The organism is Geomonas subterranea (assembly GCF_019063845.1).
Classification (GTDB): domain Bacteria; phylum Desulfobacterota; class Desulfuromonadia; order Geobacterales; family Geobacteraceae; genus Geomonas; species Geomonas subterranea.
Genome location: NZ_CP077683.1, coordinates 4,094,134 through 4,107,437 on the forward strand (window position 1 = coordinate 4,094,134; position 13,304 = coordinate 4,107,437).

Here is a 13,304-nt window from a genome sequence, read left to right on the forward strand (position 1 = left end):
GAGGTAAGGATGATAACCGACGCAACATCAGCAGCAACAACGACGTCAGCCGCGGCCGCGATGAAGAAGGCGACGGGAATGAACAAGGACGATTTTCTGAAGCTGTTCGTGACCCAGCTGCAGAACCAGGACCCCCTGAACCCTCAGGACGGCACCCAGTTCATCTCGCAGCTCGCCCAGTTGACCCAGGTCGAACAGGCCTACAACACCAACACCAACCTGCAGAGCCTGCTGAGCCAGGGAAGCAACGCCGGCACCCTCGCGGCGGTTTCGCTGATCGGCAAGCAGGTTGAGGCTCCCGGTTCCCAGGTGGAGCTCACACCGGGGAGCGGCGCCGCCATCAACTACAACCTGGGGAGGAACGCGGAAACCGTGACCGTCTCCGTCCTCGATGCCAACGGCAAGGTGGTGAAGACCATCACCGGCGGCACCCAGAGCTCGGGCAACAACAGCGTCACCTGGGACGGCACCGACAACTCCGGTGCGCCCCTCACCCCCGGCGCCTACAGCTTCAGCGTCTCCGCCAAGGACGCCTCGGGGACCGCCATTTCCACCACGGGTCTCGTGCGCGGGAAGGTGAACGGCGTCGACATGTCCGGCAGCACCCCGGTACTTTCCGTAGGGGCGCTGAAACTCAACCTGACCGATGTCACCTCGGTGACCGAGGGAGTCTAAGATGATCGACAACAGCATCTTGTTTCCCCAACCGATCCAGGCGCCGGTCAAGCCGAACCAGACCGCCAACAAGCCGGCCGCGAAAGGCACGGGGAGCGGCACCCCCTTCGCCCAGGTCCTGGACCAGAAACTCCCGGGGCAGCCGGTCAAGCTCTCGCAGCACGCGCAGGAGCGGCTTAAATCCCGCGGCATCACCCTCTCCGACGCCGACATGAAGCAGCTGGAAGGGGCGGTGGACAGCGTGGCGCAAAAGGGAGGCCGGGAATCGCTGATCCTGATGGGGGACGCGGCCCTTGTGGTGAGCGTCAAAAACCGGACAGTGGTGACCGCCATGGATCGCCAGGGGATGAAAGGAAACGTTTTCACCAACATCGACTCGGCAGTATTTTTCTAAAACGCAAAGACGACAACCGAAACGGGCTGGCCCTCCAGAAGGAAAGCCCGCGGGACACCGACCGACTGAGGAGTCCCACAACCAAGCCTGAGGAGGCAAAAAAATGAGTGTTACTTCCGCATTGTTTACCGGCGTTACCGGCCTGATCCAAAACGGCGAAGCGATGAACGTCATCGGCAACAACATCTCCAACGTCAACACGGTAGGTTTCAAGGGGGCCAGAACCCTCTTTTCTGACATGCTGTCCCAGAACATCGGCGGCGGTTCCCAGATCGGCAAGGGCGTGCAGATGCAGGCGGTGCAGAACGTGTTCAGCCAGGGCTCGACCCAGAGCTCGGAGAACGTGACCGACCTCGCCATACAAGGGACCAGCTTCTTCGCCCTTAAGCCGCCGACCGCGGCCTCCCCGGTGGCGACCCAGAATTCCGCCTTCCTCTCCCGCGCCGGCGCCTTCCAGGTAGACAACAACCTGACCCTGGTGAACCCGGACGGCTACCAGGTGCTGGACACCCAGGGTAACCCGATCAAGTTCGTGAACAGCGGCGCGGCGCCGACCACCGACTTCGGCAAGATCATCAGCATCGACAACTCCGGCCTGATCACCTACCTCGCCACCGACGGCATCACCCAGAACTACTACAACACCTCCGGCGCCGTGGGCGTAGCGGCCACCCCCGCCAACTCCGCTACCGTGCAGCGCCTCGCCGTGATCACCGCATCCGACCCTACCGCGCTCAGCAAGATGGGGGGCTCCCTGTACCAGGCGACGGCGGATGCCGGCGTTTCCGGGGCCGCCTTCTCCCTGGCCGCCAACAAGCCCAACGGCGTGAGCGAGAAGATCCTCTCCAACACCCTCGAACAGAGCAACGTCGACATGGCGAGCGAGTTCGTCAAGATGATCATCACCCAGCGGGCCTACTCGGCCAACTCCAAGACCATCACCACCACGGACCAGATGACGCAGGAAGTTCTGCAGCTGATCCGCTAGCACAAGCAGGGGGCGCGGCTCGCGCCGCGCCCCTCATCCTCGCCGTGTCAAAGGCGCCCCCGGCGTCGGAGGTCTGACACCGCCCCCTGCGGCGCGGTGCCGCGCCTGCGGCGGCAAAAGAAGCGCCCCTTTCGGGCGTCATGGCACCGGTGCGCCCGGTTGCCCCCTCTTTTGCCGTCCCGGGCCCCCTTGCGCCCCGCGCCCGGCTCCCGGCGACCCGCACGCCGCCCCCGGCACGCTGGTCAAAATCTTGACCCGTGCTCTTTTCCGCCTCCCTCACCCATTCCCCGGCAATATCTTCTTTTCCCGCGCAAGATTCCGTAACATAACGATTTACCCGCCCCTTTGCGCAGCCGGCCCGATGCTGTCGCAGGCATATCTGGCGCGGCGCTACGGTTCTGGCACTTGGGTTGCAAGGTGTTCAAAACGAATACACCAGCTTAAGCTGTTTCCAAAAGGAGAACCCAGCATGGCCGAACCGGCGAAGCCGCAAGAGACCCCGGAAAAGAACAACAAGAAGCTCTTCATCATCATCGGCGCCGTGGTAGCGGTCCTTGCCATCGGGGGGGCGGCAGCCTTCTTCATGGGGGGGAGCAAGAAGGAGAAGGCGCCGGAAGGCGCCAAGGTCGAGGCCAAGGCGGAAGGTGGCGGCGAACACGGCGCGCCCGCCAAGGGAGGTGAGGGCGCGGCTGCCGGCGGCGGCACCGTCTATCCCCTGGAGCCTTTCATCGTCAACATCTACGACGGCCAGGAACTCCGTTACCTGAAGATCAAGGTAGAGTTCGAGATGGCCAACCCGCAGGCGAAGGCGGAGCTCGACGCGAAGCTCGCCCCGCTGCGGGACGCGATCCTGATCCTTTTGACCACCAAGACCATGCAGGAGATCCAGGACCTGCAGGGGAAAAACCAGCTGCGCGAGCAGATCCTCGCCGCGGTCTCCAAGGTGGTCCCCCCCAGCAAGGTAACCAAGGTGTATTTCACCGACTTCGTGGTGCAGTAAAAGGTGCCATCGATGGAAAAATTCCTTACCAAGGAAGAGATCGACGCCCTGGTGGCGGCCGTTTTCGACGGGAGCCTGATCCCGGATAACGAGCTGGCCAAGGAAGGGCCTCAGGCGGAGCAGTTCGACCTGCTCGACATCGAGGCCCACCGCGCCATCCCGAACCTGGACATCGTCTACGACGGCTTCATCCGCTACAACCGGGTCACCATGTCGAACCGGCTCGGGCGGATGGTGGACATCAAGAAGGAGGAGGCGGTCCCCTACAAGTTCGGGGATTTCCTGAGCGTGCTTCCCTCGCCGGTCTGTATGGCCATCTACAAGATGGACCCGTTGAAGGGGGCGGCGCTGATCGCCTTCGACAGCACCCTGGTGTTCACCATCGTGGACAGCATCCTGGGTGGATCGGGGGTGCCGTCGGGGCAGGGGATGAACCGGCTCTTCACCTCCATCGAGCTCCGCCTGGTGGAGAAGATCGTCAAGGACGCGCTGGCCGACCTGGAGCGCGCCTGGGCGCCGCTTTGCCCGGCCAGCATGAACCTTTTGCGCCTGGAGATGAACCCGCGCCTGGTCAACATCGTCCCCCCCGAGTACCAGGTGGTCACCATGAGCATGAAGATCCAGATCGAGGAGACCGTGGGGAGCATGATCCTCGCCATCCCGTTTTTGACCATCGAGCCGATCCGCGACAAGTTGAAGCGCGGCGTGCAGATGGACATGATGGTGGTGGATCCCCTCTGGTCCTATCGCCTCTCCGAGGAGCTCATGGGGGCGCCCATGGACATGTCGGTGGAGATGGGGGGCGCGACCATATCGCTGGCGGACCTGTTGGGGCTCACCCCCGGGGACGTGATCATGCTCGACTCCAGCGGCAAGGACGAACTGGTGGTCAAGGTGGGGGGAACGAAGAAGTTTATGGGAATTGCCGGGGTAAGCGGCGGAAACAAGGCGGTACAGATCACCCGCACCCTGACAGGAGGTGAAGATTGAGCGAAAAACTCGCTTTAGACGAACAGAAGGACGTTCCGCAGCCGAAGAACCTGGACTTCATCATGGACATCCCGCTGCAGCTCACGGTCGAGCTGGGGCGGACCAAGCTCCTGGTGCGGGACGTCTTGCAGCTGAACCAGGGCTCGGTGGTGGAGCTGACCAAGCTCGCGGGCGAGCCGCTGGATGTCTTCGTGAACTCCAAACTGGTGGCGCGCGGCGAGGCGGTGGTGGTGAACGACAAGTTCGGCATCAGGCTTTTGGACATCGTGAGCCCCAATGAAAGGGTGGACAAGGTGCTATGAGAAAGCTCGCGGCGGTGACAACGGCGACGCTGCTCATCCCGGCGGCGGCACACGCCGATAGCGGCGGACCGGACCTGCTGGGGAGCCTGGCGCAGATGGTGGGATCGCTGATCCTGGTGATCGGGATCATCCTGATCCTCTACTACCTGGCCGGCCGGCTCATGAAGATGCCGCAGGGGAAGTCCGCGGGGTACATCCGGGTGGTGGAGACCAGGCACCTGGCCCCCAAGAAGTCGCTGATGCTGGTCGAGGTGGGGGGCGAATACCTGCTTCTGTCCAACAGCGGCGAGGGGGTGAGCCTGATCAAGCAGGTGGAGATGCTGGAAGAGATCGAGCTGGTCGAGGAAAGAAGCGCCGCGGCGCTGATCCCGGGGCGGCTCAGGAAGAAGCTGGAGACCCTGGCCGGCGGGCTCCCCCGTAAGGAGGCGCCGCTTGGGCAGCTCGGCAAAAGCGGTGGGTTTGCGTGAGACATAAAAAGATCCTGGGAGCGCTGCTCCTGGTGGCTCTATCCCTGATACTGGCGGCGACCGCGGGCGCGGAGCCGCTTTCCCTTCCCACGGTGAGCGTGGGGGTCGGCAAGGTCAGCAAGCCCGCCGACGTCTCCGTGGTGCTGCAGATCTTCTTCGTGATGACCATCATCTCGCTGGCGCCGAGCCTCCTGATGATGACCACCTCCTTCACCCGCATCGTCGTGGTGCTCTCCTTCCTCCGGTCGGCGCTGGGAACCCAGCAGGCCCCCTCCAACCAGATCGTGGTGGGGCTGTCGCTGTTTCTCACCTTCTTCATCATGGCCCCGGTCTGGCAGCAGGTGAACACCCAGGCGCTGCAGCCCTACAAGGCGCAGACCATCACGCAGGAGGAGGCCTTGAAGCGCGGCGTGGCCCCCTTGCGCAAGTTCATGCTATCGCAGGTGCGCGAGAAGGACCTGGCCCTCTTCATCAACCTCTCCAAGCTACCCAGGCCGCGCAACGCCGACGACATCCCCACCATGACGCTGATCCCGGCCTACATGGTGAGCGAACTGAAGACCGCCTTCCAGATCGGCTTCTTGATCTTCATCCCGTTTCTGGTGCTGGACATGGTGGTCGCCTCGGTGCTCATGTCGATGGGTATGATGATGCTGCCGCCGGTGATGATCTCGCTTCCCTTCAAGATACTGCTGTTCGTCCTCGTGGACGGCTGGGGGCTGGTCATCGGGTCGCTGGTGAAGAGTTTCGGATAAGACAAGGAGTTTTCAGATATGACCCCCGAAATGGTAGTCCAACTCGGCAGAAGGAGCTTCGAGGCGGTGATCCTCCTCTCGGCGCCCTTGCTCATCTGCGCCCTGGTGGTCGGCCTTCTGGTCAGCATCTTCCAGGCCGTCACCTCGATCAACGAGGCGACGCTCGCTTTCGCCCCCAAGATCATCGCGGTGATGGTGGCCATGGTCATCTTCTTCCCCTGGATGATGATGTACATGAGCGACTTCACCCGCGAGATCTACGGCATGATCGCCAACATGAGGCATTAGGTGCTTGGCTCCCTCCCGCTCAAGGCCCTGGCCGACCTGATCCCCTTCGCCCTGGTCCTGGCCCGGGTCGCGGCGCTGTTCATGGCCATCCCGATGTTCGGCGCCCGTCTGGTCCCCAACCGCGTCAAGGCGGTGCTCATCTTCGCGATGGCGCTGGTCATCTTCCCCATCATCCGCCTGCAGGCCGTCCCCGCCGATACCGACTCCCTCTCCCTGATGACCCTGGTGCTGCGCGAAACGCTGGTCGGACTGACGCTCGGGGCGATTTCGCAGTTCGTCTTCGCGGCGGTCGAGTTCGGCGGTCAGCTGGTGGGGACCCAGATGGGGATCTCCATCGCCGCCCAGTTCGACCCGACCACCCAGAACAACGTCCCCACCATGGCCATCTTCGAGGGGGTGCTGGCGACCCTGATCTTCCTCGCTCTCGACGTGCACCATTTCTTCATCAAGGGGATCGTGGAGAGCTACCAGCTCATCCCGCTGGGGGCCTGGCACGTGAGCGGCGGCCTGCTGAAGTTCCTGGTGCAGACCAGCACCGGCATCTTCGTCATCGCGCTTAAGCTCGCGGCTCCGGTCTCCGTGGCGCTTCTGGCCACCACCGTGGCGCTGGGCATCGTGGCGCGGAGCTTCCCCGCCATGAACGTGTTCATGGTCAGCATGCCGCTCAACATCGGCATCGGCTTTCTCATCCTCGGCATCACGCTGCCGGTGTTCCTGCGTGTTCTCAACGGGAGCTTCGCCGGGTTCGTGCAGCAGATGCACACCCTGTTCAGGCTGCTCGCCTAGGCCCGCGCCATGTCAGACGACAAACACTCCAAAACAGAGAAACCTACCAGTAAGAAGGTCTCCGATGCCAAGAGCAAGGGGAACGTAGCGCGCAGCCGCGAGATGACCTCGGCGGTCACCCTGATCGCGGCGATGGTGGCCCTCTACGCAAGTTCCGGCATGATGCTGAAGACCCTGCAGGGGACCATGAGGGACATTTTCGGCGGGCTCGCCACCATCGAGATCACCCCGGCCGGCGTGCACCACCTGATGATCCGGGAATTCGCCAACCTGGGCATCATGCTGACTCCGTTCATGCTGGTCTGCCTGGTCGCGGGGCTCGGCGTGGAGATCAGCCAGGGGGGGATCAACCTCAGCTCCGAGAAGCTCAAGTTCGACCTGGGGCGGCTCAACCCGGTGCAGGGGGTGGGAAGACTCTTCAACAAGGACTCGCTGTTCGAGGTCGCCAAGTCCTTCATGAAGATGGCGATCGTGGGGTACATGGCGTACAAGGTCCTGACCGAGGAGATGGAAGGGATCATCTTCCTGGTGGACCAGGACCTGCAGGGGATCCTGCAGTTCATCGGGCACATCGCCTTCAAGATCGTGCTGCACACCTGCGGGGTGCTGATCATCCTGGCGGTGCTCGACCTGGCCTTCGTCAAGTGGCGCTTCATGGACAACCTGAAGATGACCAAGCAGGAGGTGAAGGACGAGCACAAGAACACCGAGGGTGACCCGGCCATCAAGGGGAAGCAGCGCCAGAAGGCGTTCCAGATGGCGCGCCGGCGCATGCGGCAGATCATCCCGACCGCCGACGTCGTGGTCACCAACCCGACCCACTACGCCGTGGCGCTCAAGTACGACCGCTTCAAGATGTCCGCTCCGGTGGTGCTCTTCAAGGGGGTGGACCAGATGGCGCTGCAGATGAAGATCGTGGCGCGGGAGAACAACGTGACCCTGGTGGAGAACCGTTTCCTGGCCCGCGAGCTCTACGCCCAGGTGGAGGAGGGATACGAGATCCCGGAGGGGCTTTTCGCGGCCGTCGCCGAGATCCTCGCCTACGTGTACAGCCTGAAGCGGAGGTGAGGCGGGCGCCTCACCTCCGCTGAGTCAACCCGGAAAGATTCATCCCCACAGTATCAGCCCCGGGTCGTACACGGTGCCAAGCTCCGGGTGCCGCGGCATGACCCGCAATAGGAAGCCGTGCCTCCCGCAGAAGCGGCATTCCAGCTCGCCTCCGAAGTGGCCGACCTTGTCCGGCTCGGTGGCGGGGTCAAGCGGCACCACCTCCCCCCCCATGATGGCCCCGCGGGAATCCAGCACCCCGAAGTAGACCTCCACGGCGATCTCGGTGAGGGGCACCTCTCCCGGCGTGATCTGCACCGAGATGGGGACCTTCTGCCCCACGGTCACCTCCCGGTCGCATTCGGCCTGGACCGCGACGATGGAAAGCCCCCCCCAGACGCCGTGCAGCCGTTCCTTCCAGCGCGCCAGTTCCACCGCGAGCCTCAGGTCGTCCCGGTTCAGCCGCTCCCAGTTCTCGAAGGCGGGGAGGTAGCAGCGCCGGGCGTACTCCTGCACCATGCGGTCGGTGGAAAAGACGGGGCAGAGGGTCTGCATCGACGCCTTCATGAACGCGGTCCAGCCGCGCGGCACCCCATCGCTGCCGCGGTTGTAGAAAAGCGGCACGATCTCCTTCTCCAAGAGGTCGTAGATGGCCCTGCTCTCCACCTCGTTCTGGTAGGCGAGGTCGTCGTAGACCTCCCCCCTGCCGATGGCCCAGCCGTTGTTGCCGCGGTACCCCTCGCACCACCACCCGTCCAGGATACTCATGTTCAGCCCGCCGTTGAAGGCGGCCTTCATGCCGCTGGTGCCGCTGGCCTCCTGCGGCCTGAGCGGCGTGTTCAGCCAGATGTCCACCCCCTGCACCAGGCGTCGCGCCACTGAGATGTCGTAGTCCTCGAGGAAGATGATGCGACGCCGGAACCCTTCCTGCTGCGCGAGCTGCACGATCTGCCTGATCAGTTCCTTCCCCTGGTGATCGGCGGGGTGGGCCTTGCCGGCGAAGACGATCTGCACCGGCCGCTCCGGGTGGTTGAGGATCCGCTCCAGCCGCTCCTTGTCGTGCAACAGGAGCGTCCCCCGCTTGTAGGTGGCGAAGCGGCGCGCGAAGCCTATGGTGAGGATCTCCGGGTCGAGCACGTCGGAGGCGCGGTCGATCTCCTTGGCTCCGGCGTCCAGCTTCTGCAACTGGGCCTTAAGGCTCAGGCGGGCGTAGTCCACCAGGCGCTCGGTGCCGCGGCGGTGGGTGCGCCACAGCTCGGCGTCGGGGATGCGCGACACCTTGCGCCAGAGGGAGTCGTCGCTCTGCTCCAGCCAGCGGGTGCCAAGGTAGCGGGTCAAAAGTCCGCTCATCTCCTCGGAGAGCCAGCTCTTCTGGTGCACGCCGTTGGTGACGTAGGTGAGGGGGAGTTGTTCTTCCGGAAGGTCGGGCCAGACGTCGGCCCACATGCGGCGCGACACCATGCCGTGCAGTTCGCTCACGCCGTTTGAGTGCAGCGAGAGCTTCATGGCCAGCACCGCCATGCAGAAGTTCTCGTTGCTGCGGCCGTGGTTCTGCATCCCCAGGGTGAGGAACTGTTCGCGGGTGAGCCCCAGGTGGCGGTAGTAGCACCCGAGGTAGCGCTCGAGGAGCTCGGGGGGGAAATGGTCGATGCCCGCCTCGACGGGGGTGTGGGTGGTGAAGACGTTGCCGCCGCGGACCGCCTCCATCGCCTCCTGGAAATTGAGCGAGCGCTCCTCCATGAGGATCCGGACCCGTTCCAGGGCGAGGAATGCGGCGTGCCCCTCGTTCATGTGGCAGACGTTGGGCTCGACCCCGAGAAGGCGCAGCGCCCTGATGCCGCCGATTCCCAGCAGGATCTCCTGCCGGATGCGCATCTCCTGGTCGCCGCCGTAGAGCCTCGTGGTGATCTCGCGGTCCGCCGGGGTGTTTTCCTCGAGGTTGCTGTCCAGAAGGTAGAGCCGCAGCCGCCCGACCTGGACCCGCCAGACCTGCACCCGGACGTTCCTGCCGGGATACTCCAGCTCCAGGGTGAGCGGCTCGCCGGCGCCGTCCCGTTCCAGGTGCAGCGGCAGGTTGTAGAAGTCGTTCTCGGGGTAGATCTCCTGCTGCCACCCTTCCAGGTTCAGGTGCTGCCGGAAGTACCCCTGGCGGTACAAAAGACCCACCCCCACCAGCGGCAGCCCGAGGTCGCTGGCGGACTTCAGGTGGTCGCCGGCCAGGATCCCGAGCCCGCCGGAGTAGATGGGGAGCGACTCGTGCAGGCCGAACTCCATGGAGAAGTAGGCGATACGCGCCCGCGGGGTGCCGTGCCGCTCGTACCAGGTGTGCGAGGCCAAGTACTCGTCGAGCCTCTCCTCAACCTGGGCCAGGTGCGACATGAACCCCTCGTCCAGCATCAGGCTGTCGTAGGTGGCCTGTTGCAGGCACCCCAGCATCTCCAGGGGGTTGTGGCGCGTCGCCCGCCACAGTTCCGGGTCGAGGCGCTTGAAGAGTCGGATGGCCTCCGGTTCCCAGGTCCACCAGAGGTTGTATGCGATCCGTTGCAGCCCGGAGAGCTCCTTGGGGAGCGAGGGGACAACGGTGAAGCGGTGCAGCGTCGAGAAGAGGTTCATACCGCCTCCTCGCTACTTACTCCGGCCTCCCGATACCGAACTTCTCCAGCCGGTATTGTAGCGTCTTGTAGCTCATGCCCAGAAGTGGTGCCGCTTTGGCGATGACCCAGTCCGCCCGTTCCATCGCCTTGGTGATCAGGTCCCGTTCGAGGTTGTCGATCGATATCCCCTCGGCCGGGAAGTCGAAGGGGAGTGAACCGGCCGGGGAGGCGTCGTGGTGCACCTCGGCGGGGAGGTCCTCGGGTTGAATGTAGTCGCTTTCCGCCATCAGCACGCCGCGCTCGATCACCGATTCGAGCTGGCGCACGTTGCCGGGCCAGTTGTAGTCTAGCAGGATCTTGAGCGCCGGCTTGCCGATTCCCTTGACCGACATGCCCGAGGCCCGGCTGTACTTATTCAGGAAGAAGTTGGCCAGTGTCACGATGTCGTTGCCACGCTCGCGCAGCGGGGGGAGCGTGATGCGGATCACGTTGAGCCGGTAGAAGAGATCCTCGCGGAAGTTGCCGCGCTTGGTCTCCTGCTCCAGGTCCTTGTTGGTGGCGGAAATGATCCGGACGTCGACGGGGATGTTCACCTTCCCCCCCACCCGGCGGATCTCCTTCTCCTGGATGGCGCGCAAGAGCTTCGCCTGCATCGAGACGTTCATCTCGCCGATCTCGTCCAGAAAGACCGTCCCCCCCTCCGCGGCCTCGAAGATGCCGATTTCCCTGCTCCCCGCGCCGGTGAAGGAGCCCTTCTCGTGGCCAAAGAGCTCGCTCTCGATGAGGGCGTCGGGGATGGCGGCGCAGTTGATGGCGAAGAATGCCTTGTCCTTGCGCGGGCTGCCGTCGTGGATGGCGCGGGCAACGAGCTCCTTGCCGGTGCCGGATTCCCCGTAGATGAGCACCGTGGTGGAGGTAGGGGCGATCTTGTGGATGATGCGCGCCACCTCCATCATCTTGGGGTGTTCGCCGATCATGTTCGGCAGGGTCCTCGTTTCCGCCAGCTTCTTGTGCAGCACCCTGTTTTCCTTGAGGAGCATGATCCGCTCGAAGGCGCGCTGCACGGTGAGGATCAGGTCCTCCCGCTCCAGCGGCTTCTCAAGGTAGTCGAAGGCCCCTTTCTTCATCGCCTCGACCGCCGAGTCGATGGTGCCGTGGGCGGTCATCATCACCACGCACTGGGACGGGTTGTCGGAAAGCACGCGCTCCATCAGCTCCATCCCCGAGATCCCCTGCATCTTCAGGTCGGTGAGCATGAGGTCGTACTCGGCCTGCTCCAGTTCCTGCAGCGCTTCCTCGCCGCTGGGGACGGAGGTGATCCGGTACCCCTTCTTGGACAGGATGGCGCTCAGGATGTCGCGCTGCCCTTTCTCGTCGTCTACTATCAGGATGCTGCCGCTCATTGCCACTCCCAGGTATCTCCTAATTTCCCGCTGCTTCATTGGGTCCGGCGGGCACCAGCGCCGCCTCCCTTCCATCCCCCTTGCCGGAGGGGGCCGGGGCGACCAGCGCCCCCGCCGGGAGGATCACCGTGAAGGTGGTCCCTTCACCCTTGCGGCTTGCCACGCAGATGCGCCCGCCGTGCTCCTTCACGATGCGCTCGGTGATGGCGAGCCCCAGCCCGATACCCGCCTCGCGGGTGGTGAAGTAGGGCTGGAACACCTTCTCGATGTCCTGCTCCTCGATGCCCACGCCGCAGTCGCTGAAGCTCAGCCGGCACTCCCCGCTTTCCGGTTCCACCGCGGCCCCCAGGGTGATGGTGCCGCCGTCGGACATGGCCTGCATGCTGTTGCTTATGAAGTTGCACAGGCAGTTGCGCATCAGTTCCGGGTCGATCAGCATGGCCGGCAGGTCCGCGGGGATCTCGCGCACCACCTGCATGTTCCTTTCGGTGAGCCGGTCCTGCATGAGGTGGATCGCCTTGTCGACCAGGTCGGGATAACTCACCTGCTGGCGCTTCAGCTTGAGCGGCCGGCCGTAGTTCATGAAGTTGAGCACCATGTAGTTGGCCTTGCGGACCTCTTCCTTGATGTTGTCCGCGATGGCCTCGAGTTCGCCACCCTTCTCCGGGCAGGAGGGGAGCAGCTCGCTTTTCAGGTGGTCGATCGCGAGGCTTATGTAGTTGAGCGGGTTCCTGATCTCGTGGGCGATCCCCGCGGCCAGCTGTCCCACCTTCGAGAGGTGCTCCGCCTCGTAGAGCCGCTTCTCCAACTGCTCCTTCTCCTTGAGCTTCTTCACCATCTCGTTGAGGTTCTCGGCGAGTTCGCCGATCTCGTCGCCGCTCTCCGCCTCGAAGGTGACGCTCAGATCGCCGGCCGATACGTTGGTGACCCCCGCCGCCAGGCGGTGGATCGGGTTGGTGTAGCGGCGCGCCAGGAAGATGATGAGGATCATGCCCCCCATGAACACCAGCACCGTCGCGGAAAGGCGCCGGACGAAGTTGGCGTGCTGGATGTCGCGGATGTTGTCCAAGAGGAGGTTGATCTGCACGTAACCCAGTTGCTCGTCACCGACGATGACCGGTACCACCAGGTCGTAGGGCTTCAGGGAACTCCCCCCCCCGCCCCCACGGCGCTTGAGCCCCTTCTCAAGCTTCTTTATCTCGCGCTTCTTGCCGACCTGCGCGGGGTCGGAGGAGTTGATGATCTCCCCTTCGTTGTTGATGATGTTGATCTCGTTGACGCCCTTGTTCTTGGCCTGGCTGAGATATTCCGAAAGCCGCGTCGATTCCTCTTCCGAGGTCAGGTCCTCGACGCTTAGCTGAATCGCCTTGGAAACGACGGTGGAGCTTTCCTGGATCTCCTGCACCAGGTCGTTCTGGCTGAATTGGTTCAGGATGAAGAGAATCAGCGTGGCGACTACCAGCATGGTGAGCATGATCATCACCAGCTTCGTGTTCAGTTTCATGACATTTTTTCCGATATATGAGTTTTCACTAAGCTCGCAAGTATACAGCAGCGCCCCTGGCTAGACAAGGCCAATGTCAGTTGCGGCGGGGATGAATTAATTGACTTCCAT

14 protein-coding genes are annotated in these 13,304 nt (G+C 63.5%); 11 read left to right on the plus strand and 3 right to left on the minus strand.

Annotation, left to right across the window (positions count from 1 at the left end; translation table 11 throughout):
• Positions 1–9 precede the first annotated feature (9 nt).
• The 11 genes from KP001_RS17920 to flhB all read left to right on the plus strand — a co-directional run bounded on the left by KP001_RS17920 (position 10) and on the right by flhB (position 7,713).
• Positions 10–675 carry a flagellar hook assembly protein FlgD gene (locus tag KP001_RS17920; RefSeq protein ID WP_217286917.1) on the plus strand — a complete coding sequence of 222 codons (666 nt, stop codon included), beginning with the start codon at positions 10–12 and terminating at the stop codon, positions 673–675.
• A gap of 1 nt (position 676) precedes the next feature.
• The gene (locus tag KP001_RS17925) at positions 677–1,069 is read left to right on the plus strand and encodes a TIGR02530 family flagellar biosynthesis protein (RefSeq protein WP_217286918.1); all 393 of its coding nucleotides are present in this window, start codon (positions 677–679) and stop codon (positions 1,067–1,069) included.
• Between the two features lie 103 nt (positions 1,070–1,172).
• On the plus strand, positions 1,173–2,057 hold the full coding sequence (locus KP001_RS17930; protein ID WP_217286919.1) for a flagellar hook-basal body protein: 885 nt from the start codon (positions 1,173–1,175) through the stop codon (positions 2,055–2,057).
• A gap of 469 nt (positions 2,058–2,526) precedes the next feature.
• Positions 2,527–3,057, plus strand: coding sequence for a flagellar basal body-associated FliL family protein (locus KP001_RS17935; protein WP_217286920.1), 531 nt, complete (start codon positions 2,527–2,529; stop codon positions 3,055–3,057).
• 12 nt (positions 3,058–3,069) lie between these two features.
• Complete coding sequence (gene fliM, locus KP001_RS17940) at positions 3,070–4,047, plus strand: flagellar motor switch protein FliM (protein WP_217286921.1); 978 nt, start codon at positions 3,070–3,072, stop codon at positions 4,045–4,047.
• Positions 4,044–4,349 carry a flagellar motor switch protein FliN gene (fliN, locus tag KP001_RS17945; protein WP_199395764.1) on the plus strand — a complete coding sequence of 102 codons (306 nt, stop codon included), beginning with the start codon at positions 4,044–4,046 and terminating at the stop codon, positions 4,347–4,349. The genes fliM and fliN overlap by 4 nt, the downstream gene beginning before the upstream one ends.
• Positions 4,346–4,816: a flagellar biosynthetic protein FliO gene (gene fliO, locus KP001_RS17950; protein ID WP_217286922.1), complete on the plus strand. Its 471-nt coding sequence runs from the start codon at positions 4,346–4,348 to the stop codon at positions 4,814–4,816. The genes fliN and fliO overlap by 4 nt, the downstream gene beginning before the upstream one ends.
• On the plus strand, positions 4,813–5,571 hold the full coding sequence (gene fliP, locus KP001_RS17955) for a flagellar type III secretion system pore protein FliP (protein WP_224959581.1): 759 nt from the start codon (positions 4,813–4,815) through the stop codon (positions 5,569–5,571). Before fliO ends, fliP begins: the two co-directional genes overlap by 4 nt.
• An 18-nt stretch (positions 5,572–5,589) precedes the next feature.
• Positions 5,590–5,859, plus strand: coding sequence for a flagellar biosynthesis protein FliQ (fliQ, locus tag KP001_RS17960; RefSeq protein ID WP_217286923.1), 270 nt, complete (start codon positions 5,590–5,592; stop codon positions 5,857–5,859).
• On the plus strand, positions 5,860–6,645 hold the full coding sequence (gene fliR / locus KP001_RS17965) for a flagellar biosynthetic protein FliR (protein ID WP_217286924.1): 786 nt from the start codon (positions 5,860–5,862) through the stop codon (positions 6,643–6,645).
• Positions 6,646–6,654: 9 nt separating this feature from the next.
• Complete coding sequence (flhB, locus tag KP001_RS17970; protein ID WP_217286925.1) at positions 6,655–7,713, plus strand: flagellar biosynthesis protein FlhB; 1,059 nt, start codon at positions 6,655–6,657, stop codon at positions 7,711–7,713.
• Positions 7,714–7,752: 39 nt separating this feature from the next.
• On the opposite strand, the gene glgP is transcribed toward flhB, so the two are convergent.
• Genes glgP through KP001_RS17985 form a run of 3 tightly spaced genes read right to left on the minus strand, consistent with a single transcriptional unit; the run spans position 7,753 to position 13,193 of the window.
• A complete protein-coding gene (glgP, locus tag KP001_RS17975; protein WP_217286926.1) occupies positions 7,753–10,305 on the minus strand; it encodes an alpha-glucan family phosphorylase in 2,553 nt (850 codons plus the stop codon).
• Between the two features lie 16 nt (positions 10,306–10,321).
• Complete coding sequence (locus KP001_RS17980) at positions 10,322–11,689, minus strand: sigma-54-dependent transcriptional regulator (protein WP_217286927.1); 1,368 nt, start codon at positions 11,687–11,689, stop codon at positions 10,322–10,324.
• Between the two features lie 19 nt (positions 11,690–11,708).
• Positions 11,709–13,193 carry a HAMP domain-containing sensor histidine kinase gene (locus KP001_RS17985; protein ID WP_217286928.1) on the minus strand — a complete coding sequence of 495 codons (1,485 nt, stop codon included), beginning with the start codon at positions 13,191–13,193 and terminating at the stop codon, positions 11,709–11,711.
• Positions 13,194–13,304: the final 111 nt, after the last annotated feature.

Excerpts from the sequence above, each read along its gene's own strand:
- KP001_RS17930 (WP_217286919.1), top strand. The coding sequence starts at position 1,173 with ATGAGTGTTACTTCCGCATTGTTTACCGGCGTTACCGGCCTGATCCAA.
- KP001_RS17920 (WP_217286917.1), top strand. The coding sequence starts at position 10 with ATGATAACCGACGCAACATCAGCAGCAACAACGACGTCAGCCGCGGCC.
- flhB (WP_217286925.1), top strand. The coding sequence starts at position 6,655 with ATGTCAGACGACAAACACTCCAAAACAGAGAAACCTACCAGTAAGAAG.
- fliO (WP_217286922.1), top strand. The coding sequence starts at position 4,346 with ATGAGAAAGCTCGCGGCGGTGACAACGGCGACGCTGCTCATCCCGGCG.
- KP001_RS17985 (WP_217286928.1), bottom strand. The coding sequence starts at position 13,193 with ATGAAACTGAACACGAAGCTGGTGATGATCATGCTCACCATGCTGGTA.
- fliM (WP_217286921.1), top strand. The coding sequence starts at position 3,070 with ATGGAAAAATTCCTTACCAAGGAAGAGATCGACGCCCTGGTGGCGGCC.
- KP001_RS17935 (WP_217286920.1), top strand. The coding sequence starts at position 2,527 with ATGGCCGAACCGGCGAAGCCGCAAGAGACCCCGGAAAAGAACAACAAG.
- glgP (WP_217286926.1), bottom strand. The coding sequence starts at position 10,305 with ATGAACCTCTTCTCGACGCTGCACCGCTTCACCGTTGTCCCCTCGCTC.
- fliQ (WP_217286923.1), top strand. The coding sequence starts at position 5,590 with ATGACCCCCGAAATGGTAGTCCAACTCGGCAGAAGGAGCTTCGAGGCG.
- KP001_RS17925 (WP_217286918.1), top strand. The coding sequence starts at position 677 with ATGATCGACAACAGCATCTTGTTTCCCCAACCGATCCAGGCGCCGGTC.
- KP001_RS17980 (WP_217286927.1), bottom strand. The coding sequence starts at position 11,689 with ATGAGCGGCAGCATCCTGATAGTAGACGACGAGAAAGGGCAGCGCGAC.